The 15,604-nt window shown below is 71.8% G+C and carries 11 protein-coding genes; 10 read left to right on the forward strand and 1 reads right to left on the reverse strand.

From position 1 onward, the window contains the following. Positions 1-16 precede the first annotated feature (16 nt). Entirely contained in the window at positions 17-2,434 is a 2,418-nt protein-coding gene (locus N6H00_RS38580) for a SpoIIE family protein phosphatase (RefSeq protein WP_268976556.1), read from the reverse strand. Between the two features lie 152 nt (positions 2,435-2,586). On the opposite strand from N6H00_RS38580, the gene N6H00_RS38585 reads away from it, so the two are divergent. The 10 genes from N6H00_RS38585 (at position 2,587) to N6H00_RS38630 (ending at position 15,596) form a co-directional block, all read left to right on the forward strand. Further along, a complete protein-coding gene (locus N6H00_RS38585; protein ID WP_268976557.1) occupies positions 2,587-3,249 on the forward strand; it encodes a TetR/AcrR family transcriptional regulator in 663 nt (220 codons plus the stop codon). Between the two features lie 251 nt (positions 3,250-3,500). Further along, entirely contained in the window at positions 3,501-4,811 is a 1,311-nt protein-coding gene (locus tag N6H00_RS38590) for an MFS transporter (RefSeq protein WP_268976558.1), read from the forward strand. A 2-nt stretch (positions 4,812-4,813) separates the two neighbouring features. Continuing rightward, the gene (locus N6H00_RS38595; protein WP_268976559.1) at positions 4,814-6,139 is read left to right on the forward strand and encodes an MmgE/PrpD family protein; all 1,326 of its coding nucleotides are present in this window, start codon (positions 4,814-4,816) and stop codon (positions 6,137-6,139) included. A 183-nt stretch (positions 6,140-6,322) separates the two neighbouring features. Continuing rightward, positions 6,323-8,425 carry a hydantoinase/oxoprolinase family protein gene (locus N6H00_RS38600; protein ID WP_268976560.1) on the forward strand — a complete coding sequence of 701 codons (2,103 nt, stop codon included), beginning with the start codon at positions 6,323-6,325 and terminating at the stop codon, positions 8,423-8,425. Next, the gene (locus N6H00_RS38605) at positions 8,422-10,458 is read left to right on the forward strand and encodes a hydantoinase B/oxoprolinase family protein (RefSeq protein ID WP_268976561.1); all 2,037 of its coding nucleotides are present in this window, start codon (positions 8,422-8,424) and stop codon (positions 10,456-10,458) included. Before N6H00_RS38600 ends, N6H00_RS38605 begins: the two co-directional genes overlap by 4 nt. Positions 10,459-10,484: 26 nt before the next feature. Beyond that, a complete protein-coding gene (locus N6H00_RS38610) occupies positions 10,485-12,077 on the forward strand; it encodes a class I adenylate-forming enzyme family protein (RefSeq protein WP_268976562.1) in 1,593 nt (530 codons plus the stop codon). Then, complete coding sequence (locus tag N6H00_RS38615) at positions 12,074-13,054, forward strand: cyclase family protein (protein ID WP_268976563.1); 981 nt, start codon at positions 12,074-12,076, stop codon at positions 13,052-13,054. Before N6H00_RS38610 ends, N6H00_RS38615 begins: the two co-directional genes overlap by 4 nt. Positions 13,055-13,084: 30 nt before the next feature. Next, entirely contained in the window at positions 13,085-14,257 is a 1,173-nt protein-coding gene (locus tag N6H00_RS38620) for a thiolase family protein (protein ID WP_268976564.1), read from the forward strand. A gap of 5 nt (positions 14,258-14,262) precedes the next feature. After that, a complete protein-coding gene (locus N6H00_RS38625; RefSeq protein ID WP_268976565.1) occupies positions 14,263-14,664 on the forward strand; it encodes a Zn-ribbon domain-containing OB-fold protein in 402 nt (133 codons plus the stop codon). Beyond that, positions 14,661-15,596, forward strand: a complete 936-nt coding sequence (locus tag N6H00_RS38630; protein WP_268976566.1) for a TIGR03620 family F420-dependent LLM class oxidoreductase — start codon at positions 14,661-14,663, stop codon at positions 15,594-15,596. Before N6H00_RS38625 ends, N6H00_RS38630 begins: the two co-directional genes overlap by 4 nt. The last annotated feature ends 8 nt before the right edge of the window (positions 15,597-15,604 follow it).

Genomic DNA, 15,604 nt, shown 5'->3' on the forward strand with positions numbered 1-15,604 from the left:
ACTCCCTCGGTCATGGTCAGGTGAGCTGCGCGGTGGTCGAGCCTGCGGGGAGGGGCTGTTCCGCCCAGATGGTCTTTCCGGATTGGCTGTAGCGGCTGCCCCAGCGGGTGGTGAGCTGGGCCACGAGGAACAGGCCGCGGCCGCCTTCGTCGGTCCAGCGGGCTCGGCGCAGGCGTGGCTGGGTGTTGCTGGGGTCGGTGACCTCGCAGATGAGCACCTGGTCGCGGATGAGCCGGAGTCCGACCGGGCCGCCGGCGTAGCGGATGGCGTTGGTGACCAGTTCGCTGACGATGAGTTCGGTGGTGAAGGTCAGGTCGTCCAGTCCCCAGGCGGCCAGCTGCCGGACGGTGGCTCCTCGGGCGTCGGCCACGATGGTGGGATTCGCGGGGAACTCCCAGCTCGCGGTGTGCTCCGGTGGGATCGCGCGGGTGCGGGCGAGGAGCAGGGCGATGTCGTCGCGGGGCGGGGGATCGGCGGCGTCGGCCAGCAGGCGGCGGCCGACCTCCGCGAGCGGGCGAGCGGGGCGGCACAGGGCGGCGAGACGGTCGGTCAGCAGGCGCAGTCCGCCATCGAGGTCGTGGCGGCCGCGGTCGATCAGGGCATTGGTGTACAGGGCGAGAACGCTGTCGGGGACCAGGTCGAGGGTGATGGTCTCGAAGGGCATGCCGCCGACGCCCAGTGGCGGACCGGGGGAGATGTCGAGGCTCCGGACCGTGCCGTCGGGCCGGACCAGGACGGGCGGGGGATGGCCGGCGCTGGCCAGGGTGCAGTGGCGGGCGATGGGGTCGTAGACGGCGTACAGACACGTGGCGCCGAAGGCGTCCTGATGTTCGGGGGCGGACTCGCCGGCGAGCCGCTGGACGAGGTCGTCGAGGTGGGTGAGGAGCTCCTCGGGCTCCAGCTCCAGGTCGGCCAGGGTCTGCACGGCGGTGCGCAGGCGGCCCATGGTGGCGGTGGCGGGCAGGCCGTGGCCGACGACATCGCCGACGACCAGGGCGGTGCGCAGCGACGGCAGCGGGATGACGTCGAACCAGTCGCCGCTGATATCGGCCCCTCCGCCGGCGGGCAGGTACAGGCCCGCGGTCTCGGCTGCCGGGGTGTCGGTGCCGGCGCGGGGGAGGAGGCGTTGTTGCAGGGCGACGGCCGCGCGGTGTTCGCGGGTGTAGCGACGGGCGGTGTCCACGCTCAGCGCGGCCCTGGACGCGATCTCCGCCAGCAGGTCCGCGTCCTCATCGGCGAAGGGCTCGGTCCGCTCAGTACGCCAGACCGCGACCGTGCCGAGCATCAGACCGCGGGCGGCCAGGGGAGCCAACGCGACCGAATGCCCGCGCTCGGGTATGAACAGCGGGATCAAGTCCGGGGTGTTTTCGTACGTGGCGATCGCGCTGGCTCGGTCGGGCAGGATGAAGGCCTCACCGCTCTGGAGGGTGCGCAGGCCGGGCCAGTCCATGATGTGCGGAACCGTCGCACCTGGCTGGAGCATCGCGGCGGGCCAGGGACCGGTGGCCGAGGCCACGGCGGCCCGGCGCAGGTGCAGCTCTCCTCCGCCGCGGAACTTGGGCGGCTCGTCGCCGTTGAGCACCGCCTCGGCCAGGTTCACCCACGCCAGATCGCCGAGGGCGGGGACGAGGACGTCCACCAGGTCCTGGGCGGTGCGCTGCACATCGAGGGAGCGGCCGATGCTGACCGAGGCCTGGTGAGACAGCTCCAGGTGGCGGCGGACGCGCTGCCGCTCGGTGGCGTCGGTGCTGAGCGCGGCCACGCCGACCGGGTGTCCCTGGGTGTCCTCCAGCCGGACAGCGGACAGCGAGACGCACCGCTGACGCTCGCGTGCCCGCGGCGAGCGCATGGGCTGCTCCTGCTCGACCAGCGGAACGCCGGTGGCCAGCACCTGGCGCAGCACCGTCTCCGCGGTCTCGGCGTCCGGCGCGGAGGTCACCTGCGCCGGTCGGCCGCCGGGGGACAGGGCGGGATCGTCGTCCCTGTCAGGCGTGATGTTGGTCCGCACCGACCGCAGGTCCGCGTCGTAGATGCCGATCCCGATCCGGTCCTGGGCGAGCAGGGCCCGCAAGAGGGCGGCACCCTGTTCCCAGTCGGTCACGCGGCGGGTGGGCGCGGCCAGGACGAGGAGGTGGGAGGGGACCTCCATCGGGAGCGTCCGGAAGGCGACCTCGACCTTGCCGCCGGAGCGGTGTCGCAGCAGGGCCCGTCCCGCCGTCGGCATCGCGTTCCCAGCGGCCTTGGACCGGCACGCTGACTCCTCGGCGAGCAGGTGCCCGACCGGGTGGCCGCACACCTCCGCGGCTGGTCGGTCCAGCAGCTCCGCGGCCGCGCGGGACCACCACAGCACGGTGCCCTGGGCGTCGAGGACAGCCGCCGCGATGGTGTTGAGCAAGGAGAACCCTGCGTCGGTGTGATCGGTGAAGGCGTTCATCCTGCCCTGCCTCCTCACCTGGCGGGACCCATGTCTCAGTATGGGGTGATGCAGGCGGGTCCGAGCGAGGCTGCGGCGGCATCACGGGGAGCCGCCGGCACCTTGGGGCCGCTGGTGCGCCGGGGTCGGCGGCGGCCGCCTATGATTGCCGGATGGACAACAAGGCGTCGAGTGAATCGACTGGTCTGCTCTCGGTGCGCGAGGAACAGCGGCGGATGACACGCCGGCGCATCGCCACCGCCGCGCGGCACGTCTTCGAGGAGCGTGGCTACGGGCAGGCGTCGATCGGTGACATCACCAAGGCGGCGAAGGTCAACAGGGCGACCTTCTACCTGCATTTCGCGAACAAGGCCGAAGTTTTCAACGAGGTCTACCAGGCCGTCCGGCAGCTTCAGAGCGCTCGCCACTGGGCGCTCCTCGGTCGTGCCCTCGCCGAGGGGACGGCGGTGTCGGTGAGGCAGTGGCTCGATCAGGCGCTCGTCTGGTGGGAGGACCAGGCGCCGTTGTTGCCGGCCATTCACGAGGCCATGGCGAGTGACCTCGAAGTCGCGGCCAGGTGGAAGGACCAGCTTGATCAGTTGGCCGGTGAGCTGGATGAATACCTCGCCGGATTCCCCGAGGACCGCCGAGAGGGGCAGCGGCTGCGCGTCGAACTCCTCATGGTGCAGCTCGATCAGCTCTGTTTCCGGGCCATCGTGCAGAAGGTCTTCGTGATCGAGCGAGAGGCGCTGCTGGACGTGGTGACCGGGCTTTGGGTCGACGCGCTCGGCCTTCAGGGCGTGGCCCGGACGCCTGTCGATCGATCATCAGCATGATGCTTGACTCGACAGGGTGTCGTTCTTAATCTCCATGCAAGACCTCAGTCACTCCGGCTTCATCGACGAGTGCCCAGGTCAGGTGGGCGGCTGTCGCTCCTGCTGCGCAGACCGGCTCACCTCCGGCATCGGCGGTCGGCGCGTCGTCAGGGAAGGGGTATCGCCACGTCGGTCCCGGCCTTCACGTCACAGACGACTTGGGAGCCCGCATGTCCTCCATTCCCCGTGCCGCTACCCCGCCTCCAGCCCTGATGCGGCGCGTGACCTTCGCGGCGGCCGTCGGCAACACCGTCGAGACCTATGACTATGCGGCCTACGGGTTCTTGACCGTCCTGATAGCCGAGCTGTTCTTCCCCGGCTCCCAGCCGGGCGTCGCCCTTCTGTCGGCGTTCGCGGCCTTCGGCGTCGCATTCGTGGTACGACCGCTCGGCTCGCTGCTGTTCGGATCGATCGCGGACCGGTTCGGGCGCAAGCCTTCGCTCGTGGCGACCTTGGTCCTGATGGCCGGCGCCACCACGCTCATCGGCCTGCTGCCCACGGCGGCATCCATCGGCGTGTGGGCGCCGGCCCTGCTGGTGGTGTGCCGCTTGATACAGGGGCTCGCCGCCGGTGGTGAGTACGGCACCGCGATGACCTACGCCGCGGAGTTCACCCCCCGGCGCAAGCGTGGTGCGATGACCAGCCGCGTGCAGATCGGGAGCGTGGTCAGCCTGCTGTTGGCCGCGGGGGTCGTCCTGCTCCTGAGCGCGTCCCTGTCCCCTCAGGCGATGGCTTCCTGGGGATGGCGGATCCCGTTCCTGCTCGCACTGCCGCTCGGGCTCGTCGGGCTGTACATCCGCGCCCGGCTCGAAGAATCACCGGAGTTCCGCGCCCTCGAGCGACAGGGGCGGATCCCGTCCTCGCCCGCCAAGGAGTCGTTCACAAAGCACTGGTCGCTCATCGCCCTGGTCTTCGGTGTCGCCGCACTCCAGCAGATCGGCTACTACATCGCCTTCACCTACGCCCAGTCCTACATCATCCAGCTCGGCTTCACACCGGCACAGGCCACCCTGGCCACGGTCATCAGCATCGCCGTGGCCGTGGTGCTCGTCGCGGTCGGCGGGCCGCTGTCCGACCGGTGGGGGCGGTGGCCGATGCTCTTCGGGCTCTCCGCCGCGATGCTGGTGCTCGCGTACCCCCTCCTCGCGGCCCTGTCGTCGGCGACGAGTCTCGGCACGGTGATCCTGACGACCGTGCTGCTCGGCGTGGTGCCCGCGCTGTACACCTCGGTCGCGCCCGCCACCTACATCGAGATCGTCCCGGCCCGGGTCCGGGCCACGGTCTTCGCGGTCGGCTTCGCCCTGGCGGCGGCCCTCCTCGGCGGCCCCGCGCTGTACGTCAGCCAGTCCTTGGTGCGGATGACCGGCGACAACCGGTCGCCGGCGCTGTTCCTCATGTTCGGGGCACTGCTGAGCCTGGCGGCGGCCGTGGTCGTGCGGCGGCGGCATCCGGAAGTCCTCACGCCGGACCTGCCGGCCCACGTCGCCGACGTACCCGGCGCGCGGTCGACTGAGGGAGTCTGACCGTGTTCCTCGGCGAGCTCGCGGAGCAGCTCGACGCCGCGGCGCCACGGCTCACCCCCGACCTGATCGACCAGGGCGGCACCTGCGTGCTCGATGCCCTCGCCTGCGCCTACGGCGGACGCGAGATGCCGTGGGTCGCCCAGGCACGGGCGATCGCGGGCACCGGTGGCGACACCACGATCTGGGCGAGCGGCGGACGCCGGAGCGGGCTGGCGGACGCGGTGTTCGCCAACGCCGTCGGCTGCCACTCACTCCTGCACGAGGACACGCATGCCGAGAGCCGGGTGCATCCGGGCACCGTGGTGATACCCGCGGCACTCGCGATCGGGGAGCGGTTGGGCTCGCCCATGCTCGACGTGCTGCGCGCGGTCGTCATCGGGTACGAGGCGGTGGCTCAGGTCGCGGCCACGGTGCTGACCGACGACTTCGTGGCTCGCGGATGGCGGGCCAGTGGCGTGTTCGGCCCGTTCGGGGCCGCTGCCGCCACCGCCCACCTGCTCGGCCTGGACACGACCACCACTGCCCACGCACTGGCCATCGCGGCCAGCTCCGCCGCCGGCATCTGCCAGTGGGCGCGGGACGGGACCACGGAGGTCTTCTTCCAGAACGCGAACGCCTGCCGCGCAGGGCTCGTGGCGGCCCTTCTGGCCCGCGAGGGTGCGACGGGGGCCGCGTCGGCGGTCGAGGGAACGCTGGGCCTCCAGCAGGCCTTCGGCGGAACCCGGGACGGCGCAGGGAAGCCGGAGGTCCGGCTGGACCGGATGGCGGTCTCGGCGACCTTCTTCAAGGCCCACCCCTCGTGCGCCCTCACCCAAGAGGCCATCGACGCCGCACAGCGGCTCGCCGAACGGGGGATCGACCCGGAGGCGGTCGTCGAGGCGACGGTTCACACCTCCGGCGCGGCGGCGCGGTATCCCGGCTGCGACAACGGCACATCGCTGTCGACGACGATCTCCCGGCAGATGAGCCTTCAGTTCGCGGTCGCCGCCGCGCTGACCGACGGCGCCCTGCGCCCAGCCCGGTACACCGGGCCACCGGACCCCGGCCTCGCGGCGCTGGCCAAGCGCATCTCGGTGGCCGTCGATCCCGTGGCCGATCGCGCCTATCCGCGGCGCAGGGACGCGCGGGTGACGGTCCGGCTGGCCGACGGCCGCACCGTGTCGGCGACCAACCGCGACACCGTGAACCTGAGCGCGGTCCGTGTGGCCGAGAAGTTCCACGCATACGCGGCAGCGGTGCTCGGCGACGACGCGAGGGCGATCGTCCGGGCAGTGCGTGCCCCCGGATCCTGCCCGGACGTCGCGGTCTTCCTGGCCCGCCTGCACTGAACCACGCCCCAGAACGGGTGGTCGCGGCCGCGACCACCCGTGCCCTGGCCTGCCCGCATCACGGCAGATCCGGCCAGTAAAAACGACAACTCGTTGCTTGACTCGACACTATGTCGTCTATAAGGTCGAGCTCACTCGGAGCGCAGTCCCACGCCGCGCACCGACCAGGGAAGGACAAAGACGTTGCATTCCTCGGTCACGTTCCAGATCGGCTGCGACATCGGTGGCACGTTCACCGACGTCGCGGCGCTTTCCTCAACCGGGCTGTCCTATGCGGACAAGGCCGACACCACGCACGACGATCTCGCGGCCGGACTCCTCGCGGCGCTGGAGAATCTCGCCACCCGGATCGGGATGCCACTGCCCGAGTTGCTCGGCGCGACCACGCGCTTCGTCAACGGCACCACCGTGGTCACCAACTCGGTCGCCGAACTTCGCGGGGCCACGGTCGGCCTGATCACCACACAGGGCTTCGGGGACAACCTGCTCATCGCCCGTTCGGCCCGCAACGCCCACCGAGACCACCACAAGCAGCTGAGCATCCCGCAGATCGTCGCCCGGGAACACGTGGTCGAGGTCACCGAGCGCGTGGACCGCAAGGGCCGGGTGATCGTCGCCTTGTCCGAGGCGGAGGCACGGCGCGCCATCGGCACGCTGGTCGGCGCAGGGGTCGACTCGATCGCCGTCTCCCTGCTGTGGAGCTTCGCGAACTCCGCTCACGAGGAACTGCTCGCCTCGATCGTCGAAGCGGAGTACCCGGAACTGTTCCTGAGCGTCTCATCCCGTCTGCACCCCGTCATCCGGGAGTACGAGCGGACGATGACCACGGTGCTCAACTCCTTCACCGGCATCCGGGTGGCGGAGTACACGAGCCGGATCGAGCACGAACTCGCCGCCCGCGGGCTGCGCGTGCCGGTCTCCTTCATGCAGGGCTTCGGCGGGACGCTGTCCGCGGCGGAGGCCCGCCAGCGGCCCATCACGCTCATCGACTCCGGCCCCGCAGGCGGGGTGATGGGGGCGCGGGCACTGGCCACCCGGCTCGGCCTGAGCGACATCGTGACCGCCGACATGGGCGGCACCTCCTTCGACGTCTCGGTAGTGCGGGACGCCACCCCCCAGGTCACCCGGCGGGTGATGCTGGGCGAGCGCTTCCTCACCGCGCTGTCCAAGATCGACGTGATGCCGATCGGCACTGGCGGCGGCAGCATCGCGTGGCTCGACACGCGGGGGGTGCCCCAGGTGGGCCCCCGCAGCGCGGGAGCCGAACCCGGCCCGATCTGCTACGGCAAGGGCGGTACCCGGCCCACCGTCACCGACGCGTCCGCCGTCCTGGGACTCCTCGACTCGAAGTCCTTCCTGGACGGCCGCAGGGCCCTCGACGTCGACGGCGCCCGGGAGGCGCTGGCCCGCGAGATCGGCGAGCCGCTCGGAATCGACGCGGTGCGGGCCGCCGCGGATGTGCATCGGATGGTGATCGCCGACATGGGCAACGCCGTCCGCGCGGTCACGGTCGAACGAGGCCACGATCCCCGCCGATTCGCCATGGTGGCCTTCGGCGGCGCGCTGGGCCTGTTCGCCGCCGACATCGCCCGCGCGGTCGGCATCGGCAAGGTCGTGATTCCGGCCGACGCCGCCGTCTTCTCCGCCCGCGGCCTGCTCGCGAGCGACGACGTCCGCACCCGAGCCCGCTCGGCCATGTGGCAGGGCGGCGACGCCGGCGCGGTGGTCCGTGCCCTGCGCGAGCTCGACGACGAACTGGTCGCGGCGCTGCGTGCGGCCGGCTACCCGGACGACCGCATCGAGGTGCGGTGGGAGGGGGAGTTCAAGTTCGCGGGCCAGCAGTGGGAGCTGCGCCTCCCCATCCCGCGCCGCGACGATCTCGGCGAGGCGGATCTGGCCGCGATCCAGGCCGGGTTCCCCACGCGCTACGAGGAGGAATACGGCACCGGAACCGCTTGGGTGGGCAGTCCGGTCGTGCTGATGTCGGTCCGTGTCACAGCCACCGGCCGGCTGGAAACCATCGAGACCGTCCCCGCGGAGCCGGAGACCGACATCCAGGTCACACCGATCGGCCGCAGGCGCATCCACCGTCCCACCGGCCAAGAGGTCGACGTCCACGACGCGCTGCGGCTGCCCACGGGGGCCCGGGTGTCCGGCCCCGCGCTGATCGAGCACCCGCTGACCACCATCCAGCTCCCGGCCGGCTGGGACCTGCGGGTCGACGGCCGGCGGAACTACCTGCTCACCGACACCCAGTCCACCACCACCGGGGAGAGCGCGGCATGACCCTCACCAACGAGACCCGGCTCGACCCGGTGGACGTCGACATCCTCGCCAAGGCGCTGGACAACGTCGCCGCCGAGATGGGCGTGGTGATGATGCGCGCCTCCGGCAGCCCCGCCATCGCGGAGGCAGTCGACTTCTCCACCTTCATCGCCGACGCCGATGGCGACATCATCAGTTACGCCGGCTACATCACCATGTACCTCGGCGCCGCGCGCCAGGCCGTGCGGCACATCCTCGCCACCTACCCGCGCTCGGAGATCCGCGCGGGGGACATGTTCCTGTGCAACGACCCCTTCACCACCGGCAACGCCCACGCCGTCGACGTGGGCGTGGTGCGACCGATCTTCGCCGGCGACGAGCTGATGGCCTGGTGCTGGGCCGAAGCACATGTGAACGACTTCGGCGGGTTCGCGCCGGGCGGGATGAACCCGATCGCGACCGAGGCCTATGGCGAGGCGCTGCGGCTCCCCGGCGTCAAGATCGTCGACCAGGGCCGCATCGTCGAGGACATATGGCGGATCATCGAAACCAACATCCGCGTCCCCGAACTGGTCCTCAACGACATCCGCTGCTTCATCGCCGCCTGCCACCGCTGCGACGAGCGGCTCCAGGCGCTGATCGGACAATACGGCGCCGCGACCTTCCGTACCTATGTCGAGGCGGCGAAGGACCTCGCCGAAAAGGCCGTCCGCCGCCGCATCGCGGACCTGCCCAACGGGACCTACGCCGCGGAGGAGTTCGCCGAACACAACGGCCACACCGACGAGCTCTACCCGGTCCGGTGCACGCTCACGGTCACCGACGACTCGCTGCGGTTCGATCTGAGTGAATCCGCGCCGCAGACCGACGGCTTCATCAACGTCAGCGCCGCGACCACACTGGGCGCGGTCGTATCCCCGCTGCTGATCACCCTGCTCCCGGACCTGCCCATCAACCAGGGCACGCTGCGGCCGATCGAGGTCGTCACCCAACCGGGCACCATCTGCGACGCCCGGATGCCGGCGCCGATGGGCGCCGGGCACATCGAGACCGGCTTCCGGATCGGCAAGGTGGTCACCAGGCTGCTCGCCGACCTCCAGGCCGGCAGCGACAACGCCTTCGTGCGCGAGCACGTGATGGCACCGTGGCAGGACTCCTGGAGCGCGAGCTTCTTCTACGCCCCTGACGAGGACGGCAGGCTGGTGCCGTTCCCGGACATGAACGGGGGTGGCAGCGGGGCCGGCGCGCAGGCTGTCGCCGACGGCATGGACGTCAGTGGCGTGCTCGCGCAGCCACAGAACAGCATCCCCGACATCGAGATCAACGAGCTCGCCTACCCGGTCCTGTACCTGTGGCGCAGGCTCAACCCGAACTCCGGCGGACCCGGCCGCACACGCGGCGGCGCGGGCATCGACCTCGCCTTCATGCCCTGGTACACGCCCGGTGGCCAAGAACACGTGATGGCGGCGTGCTGGCAGGTCCCGCCGGCCGGCGTCTTCGGCGGTTACCCCGGCTCGACGAGCGGCTCCGCGCTGGTGGCCGGTGCCCGCGCGGACGAAGCACTCGCCCAGGGCCGCGTCCCGCGGTCCGTCGACGACCTGGCCGCACCACCACAACCCTTGCAGGGCAAGCAGTTCGGGCTGTCGGTGGGCCCCGGGGACGTTGTCGTCCTGCGGGTCGGAGGCGGGGGCGGACACGGCGACCCGATCGAGCGCGACCCCGCTCTCGTGGCGGCGGACGTGCGATCCGGGGCGGTCACCGCCGAGGCCGCCCGCGTCTCCTACGGCGTCGTACTCGACGCGGAAGGGCACCCCGATCACGGCGCGACCAGCGCCGAGCGCGAGTGGATCCGCCAGGACCGCAGGGGCTGGGCCCGCGAGGGCGGGCTGGCCGTGCGCCGAAGCGAGGCCCACGAACGGCTGCGAGAGCGCGGACAGTGGTGCCAGGCGCGACCGGGAGTCCGGCTCGTCGAGTACGCCGACCCCCGCACCGGAGCACTGGTTCGCGCGGACGTGGTCGTCCACCCGGACGGCGACCACGAAGGACTCCGATGACCGGCACCGACGACGCGAGGACGGACATGAGCACTGCGACCGATATGGACGCCGGCCCGGCCGGTACGTTCCCCGCCGCACTGGTCGAGCTGGCGAACCGTTTCGGCGACCAGGAAGCCGTGGTGGCACCCGAGGGACGCATCACCTTCGCCGAGTTCGTCCGCCGCTGTGACGAGCTGGCCGGCGCCTTCGCGGCCGCCGGGCTTCAGCCGGGGGACCGGGTCGGCATCCTGCTGCCCAACGGGCTGCGGTGGCTGGTGACGATGCTCGGCGCCCAGCGGGCCGGACTGGTCGCGGTCCCGATCAACACCTGGTACCGCTCCAGTGAGCTGGCCCACCTGTTGGACACCGCCGAACTGCGGCTGGTCGTGACCGACGCGTATGTGTTCGGCAAGGACATGCTCGCCGAACTCGGCGCGGCGGGTTACCGCGACGTCTTCGCACCCGGCCGGCGCGCAGAGGGCTATCTGGGCGCGCTGATCTGGCCCGCGGCGCAGACGTTCCCGCCCGCCGCCGTGCCCGGCCCGGCCCCTGCACAGGCCGCCGCGCCGGACGACATCGCGATGATCCTCTACACCAGCGGCAGCACGGCACTGCCCAAACCCGTCCCGCTCGAGCACGGCAAGCTCCTGCGCAACGGCCGGGCCATGGGCGAGCGCATGCACCTGCGGCCCGGCGACCGGCTCTGGTTCGCCATGCCGCTGTTCTTCGGCTACGGCGCCTGCAACGCGCTTCCGGTGGCGCTCACCCACGGGGTGACCCTGTGCATCCAGGAGAAGGTCGAAGGAGACAAGGCCCTCGAGTTCATCGAGCGGGAGCGCTGCACCGTCTCCTACGGACTGGCGACGGCGGTCCGGGCGCTGCTCGACGCACCGAGCTTCGGCAGCCGGGAGATCTCGTCGCTGCGCACCGGTCCGGTGGGCTTCAACGCCGAGGACAAGCGCCTCGCGATCGAGGGACTCGGCATCTCCGAGGCGTGCGCCGCCTACGGGCTCACGGAGTCCTACGGCTTCGTGACGATGACCGACGCCCACGACCCCCTCGAGATCAAGCTGCACACCCAGGGCACCGTGCTGCCGACCCAGCGGATCCGCGTCGTCGACGCCGCGGGCGCCGTATGCCCGCCCGGCGTCACCGGTGAGATCGAGGTCCGGGGGTGCGTGATCGACGGATACCTCGGCTCGGCGGAGATCAACGCCGGTACCCGCTCGGCGGACGGCTGGTTCCGCACCGGCGACCTCGGCTCGATCGACGCGGACGGCCGGCTCGCGTTCGGCGGCCGGTGGAAGGAGATGCTCAAGATCAAGGGCATCAACGTGGCGCCGCTGGAGATCGAGGGCATCCTCTCCGGTCACGCCGGCGTCGACCAGGTCCACGTCGTCGGACTGGCCACGCCGGAAGGCGACCAGGAGATGGCCTGCGTCGTGGTCCCGAAGACCGGTTGGCCGGCCGACGAGGCCCAGCTCGTCCACGAGTTGACCGAGTACATCCGCGGCCGCGCCGCCAGCTACAAGGTGCCCACCCGGTTCGTTGTGATGGACGCGCGATCGGTGCCGCAGACCCACACCGGCAAGGTCAGCAAGCTCAAGCTGCGCGAGATGCTCGAGGCCGCCCGGTGACCCGGACCACCATGCCCACCGGCCGGCTCCGGCGCACCCCGGCCTTCACCGACCTGCCCACCCTGCCCGGCCGCGACGAGCACCACGCCTGGGACGTATGGGGCCGCGACGACGAGATCGGGACGCTCAACCTGATCGGACCCGAGCAGCGCCTCGCCGCCGCCCAAGCCGTCCGGACCGGCGAAATGATCTCGCTGGCGCTCCCCCTGAACGAGCCCGACCCCGGTCTGTTCGACGAGCGGGCCCGCTACCGCCACCTCGTCGAGGACACCGCCGCGGGACACGACGACAAGCTCGACGACTTCTACCTCCAGTCCTCCTCGCAATGGGACGGGCTGCGTCACATCAAGGCCGGCCGGCACGGCTACTGGGGCGGCAGGCAGGAGGAGGACCTCGCCACCACCGGCGTTCTGGGCATCGACCGGTGGGCCGACCACGGCTTCGGCGGCCGAGGCGTCCTGGTCGACGTCGCGGCCCACCTCGCGTCGCGCGGCACACCGCTCGTCCCCGACCAGCCGGTCGAGATCACCACGGCCATGCTCGACGAAGCCGCCGCGGCACAGGGCACCACGTTCCGCTCCGGCGACATCCTCGTGGTCCGGACCGGGTGGACCGAGTGGTACCGGGCGTTGCCGCCGGCGCACCGCGCACGCCTGCGCGGCACCATCGGCACCGGTTTCGCCTGCCCCGGCCTGGAGTCCTCGCAGAACACCGCGGGCTACCTGTGGGACCACGAGTTCGCCGCGGTCGCCGTGGACAACGTCGGCGTCGAGGTGTTCCCCGTCGAACGCGCCAAGGGCTTCCTGCACCGGCGGCTCATCGCCCTCCAGGGCATGCCGCTGGGAGAGCTGTGGCACCTCCGCCGCCTCGCCGAAGTGTGCGCCGCCCGCGGGCGTTACGACTTCCTGCTCGTCTCCGGCGTTCTGCCGCTGCCGCGCGGGGTCGGCAGCCCTGCCAACGCCTACGCGATCGTCTGACCCCGCGCGCCGCGCAAGAAAGGACACACCATGCCCCTAGGGCCCCTGCGACAGGTGGCCGTCGTCGGAATCGGGATGACCGAAGTGTCGCGCGTTTCGACACGCGGCGCCCTCGGCTTCGCAGCCGACGCCCTCCGGCTCGCCCTTGACGACGCCGGCCTGCGTGCCGAGGATGTCGACGGCCTGTTCACCAACGTCGGAAACCCGCTGGCCGTCGACTACGACCGGATGGCGGAGGCATTCGGGCTGCGTATCCGCGCCGCCGTGCAGACCTGGAGCCACGGCCGATTCGTCGGCCCCGCCCTCCAGGCCGCCGTCCAGGCGGTAGCGCTCGGTACGGCCGACGTCGCCGCCTGCGTGGGCGGCGTGGCCTTCTCCGGGCTGGGCGTCGTCGGCGGTTCCGGCGACCTGGAGGGAATGCGCCAGGGCGGCGGGTCGCACGGCGAACTGCCGCACTACGGGATGACGGCACCCGGCGCCGGTGCGGCGATGGCGTTCCGCCGGTACTGCGCCCGCTACGGGTACGACCCCGAGCTGATCTCCGCCGTCCCGATCGCGTTCCGCCGCCACGCCCGGCGGAACGCGAACGCGCAGATGACCAAGGCTCTCGAGCGCGCGGACTACGCGGCACAGCCGTACGTGGTCGAGCCGTTGCGCCGCCCCGACTTCGCGCTGCTCAGCGACGGCGGCGGCTGTGTGCTCGTGACCACGGTCGAGCGGGCACGGGACCTGCGGCAGCCCGCGGTCGTCATCGGCGGTATGCAGGGTCTGCACGCCGGCCGTGACGAGTTCATCTTCGCCCCGCCCGGACTGGGGGTCTTCTCCCAGGGCGACACCCGCCGTGCCGAGGACAACCCGGTCTATGCCATGGCCGGGCTGACCGGGCCCGGCGACGTCGACTCGCTCCAGCTCTATGACGCCTTCTCGCCCAACGTCGTGTTCGTCCTGGAGCGCTTCGGCTTCACCGGGGAGGGCGAGGCGCTCGGGTGGCTCCAGAACGGCCGCATCGAGCTCGGCGGCGACCTGCCGACCAACACCGCGGGCGGCCTGTTGTCCGAGGCCCATATCTGCGGGTGGGGGCACATGATCGAGGCCACCCGGCAGATCCGCGGCCAGGCCGGAGCGCGGCAGGTGGCGGACTGCGAAGTCGTCCAGTGGGCGACCCCGTTCGGAGACTCGCTCATCTTCCAGAAGGACCGGTGACCGCGATGACCAACGCACGACCGCTTCCCGCGCGGTACCCCGAGGACGTCGAACACCTCGACGGCGCGGCCCGCGGCGAACTCCGCATCCCGGTCTGCCACTCCTGCGCCCACACGTTCTGGCCGCCAGGACCGGTGTGCCCCCGCGACTTCACCACCGACGTCGGCTGGGTGACCGACCCCGGCACCGGGCGCGTCAACAGCTGGGTGCGCTTCCACAAGCGGTACTTCGCCGGCGACGAGGTGCCCTACACCGTGGTCCAGGTCCGGCTCGACAGCGGGCCGAACCTGACCACCACCTGGACCGGCCCCGCCGATCCCGTGATCGGCGAGCCAGTGGCGGTGTCCTTCCGCGAGGCCGGCGCGTCGGTCTTCCTCCCGGAGTTCGGGCCCGGAGGCCAGGCGTGACCGCCGCCCGGGAACTCGCGGCCCGGATCGGACCGGTGGGGGTGTGGCCGGCCGTGCTCGGGGAGGTCCCGGCCGCGCGGACCGCGGCCGCCGCCGCGGAGATCGAGGACCTCGGCTACGGCGCCCTGTGGGTCGGCGAATCCCCGGCGCACAAGGAGGTCTTCACGCACAGCGCGCTCCTGCTCGGCGCCACCGCACGGATCACCGTGGCCACCGGGGTCGCCACCATCGGGGCGCGGGACGCGACCGCCACCGACGCCGCGGCGCAGACGCTGGGCGAGGCCTTCCCGGATCGGTTTGTGCTGGGGCTGGGCGCCGGCCATGCCGAGGCCGGACGCGGACGAGGACACGACCGGCCCCTCACCGCCCTGCGGGAGTACCTCGACGCGCTGGACACCCGCCCGTATCGCGGACCACGCCCAGCCCGGCCCGTGCCCCGTGTCCTGGCGGCTCTGCGGCCGCGGATGCAGGAGCTGGCCCGCGATCGGACGAGTGGCGCGCACTCGTTCTTCGTCCCGCCGTCGCACACCGCGGCGGCGCGGGAACGGCTCGGTCCCGACCCCCTGCTCGCCCCCGAACAGGCCGTGGTCGTCGACCCGGATCCCGGACGGGCCCGCGCCATCGCGCGTGCGCACGTCGCGACCCGGCTCGCCCTGCGGAACTACGTGAACCACGTGCGCGCCCTCGGATTCGGCGACGACGACCTCGTCGGCAGCGGCAGCGATCGCCTCGTCGACGCGCTGGTCGCCTGGGGCGACGCCGAGACCGTCGCCGCCCGCGTCCGGGAGCACCTTGACGCCGGAGCCGACCACGTGGCGATCCACCCCCTCACCAGCGCGCCCGCGCAGGGACTGGCGCCGGTCCTCGACCAGCTGCGTGCCCTCACGCCCGCCCTGCCCCTGACGACGGTCCTCCCTGGATCCGCCCGCTGACGGCTGCC

Origin of the sequence: Streptomyces sp. S465 (genome assembly GCF_026898115.1) — a bacterium.
Lineage (GTDB): Bacteria > Actinomycetota > Actinomycetes > Streptomycetales > Streptomycetaceae > Streptomyces > Streptomyces luomodiensis.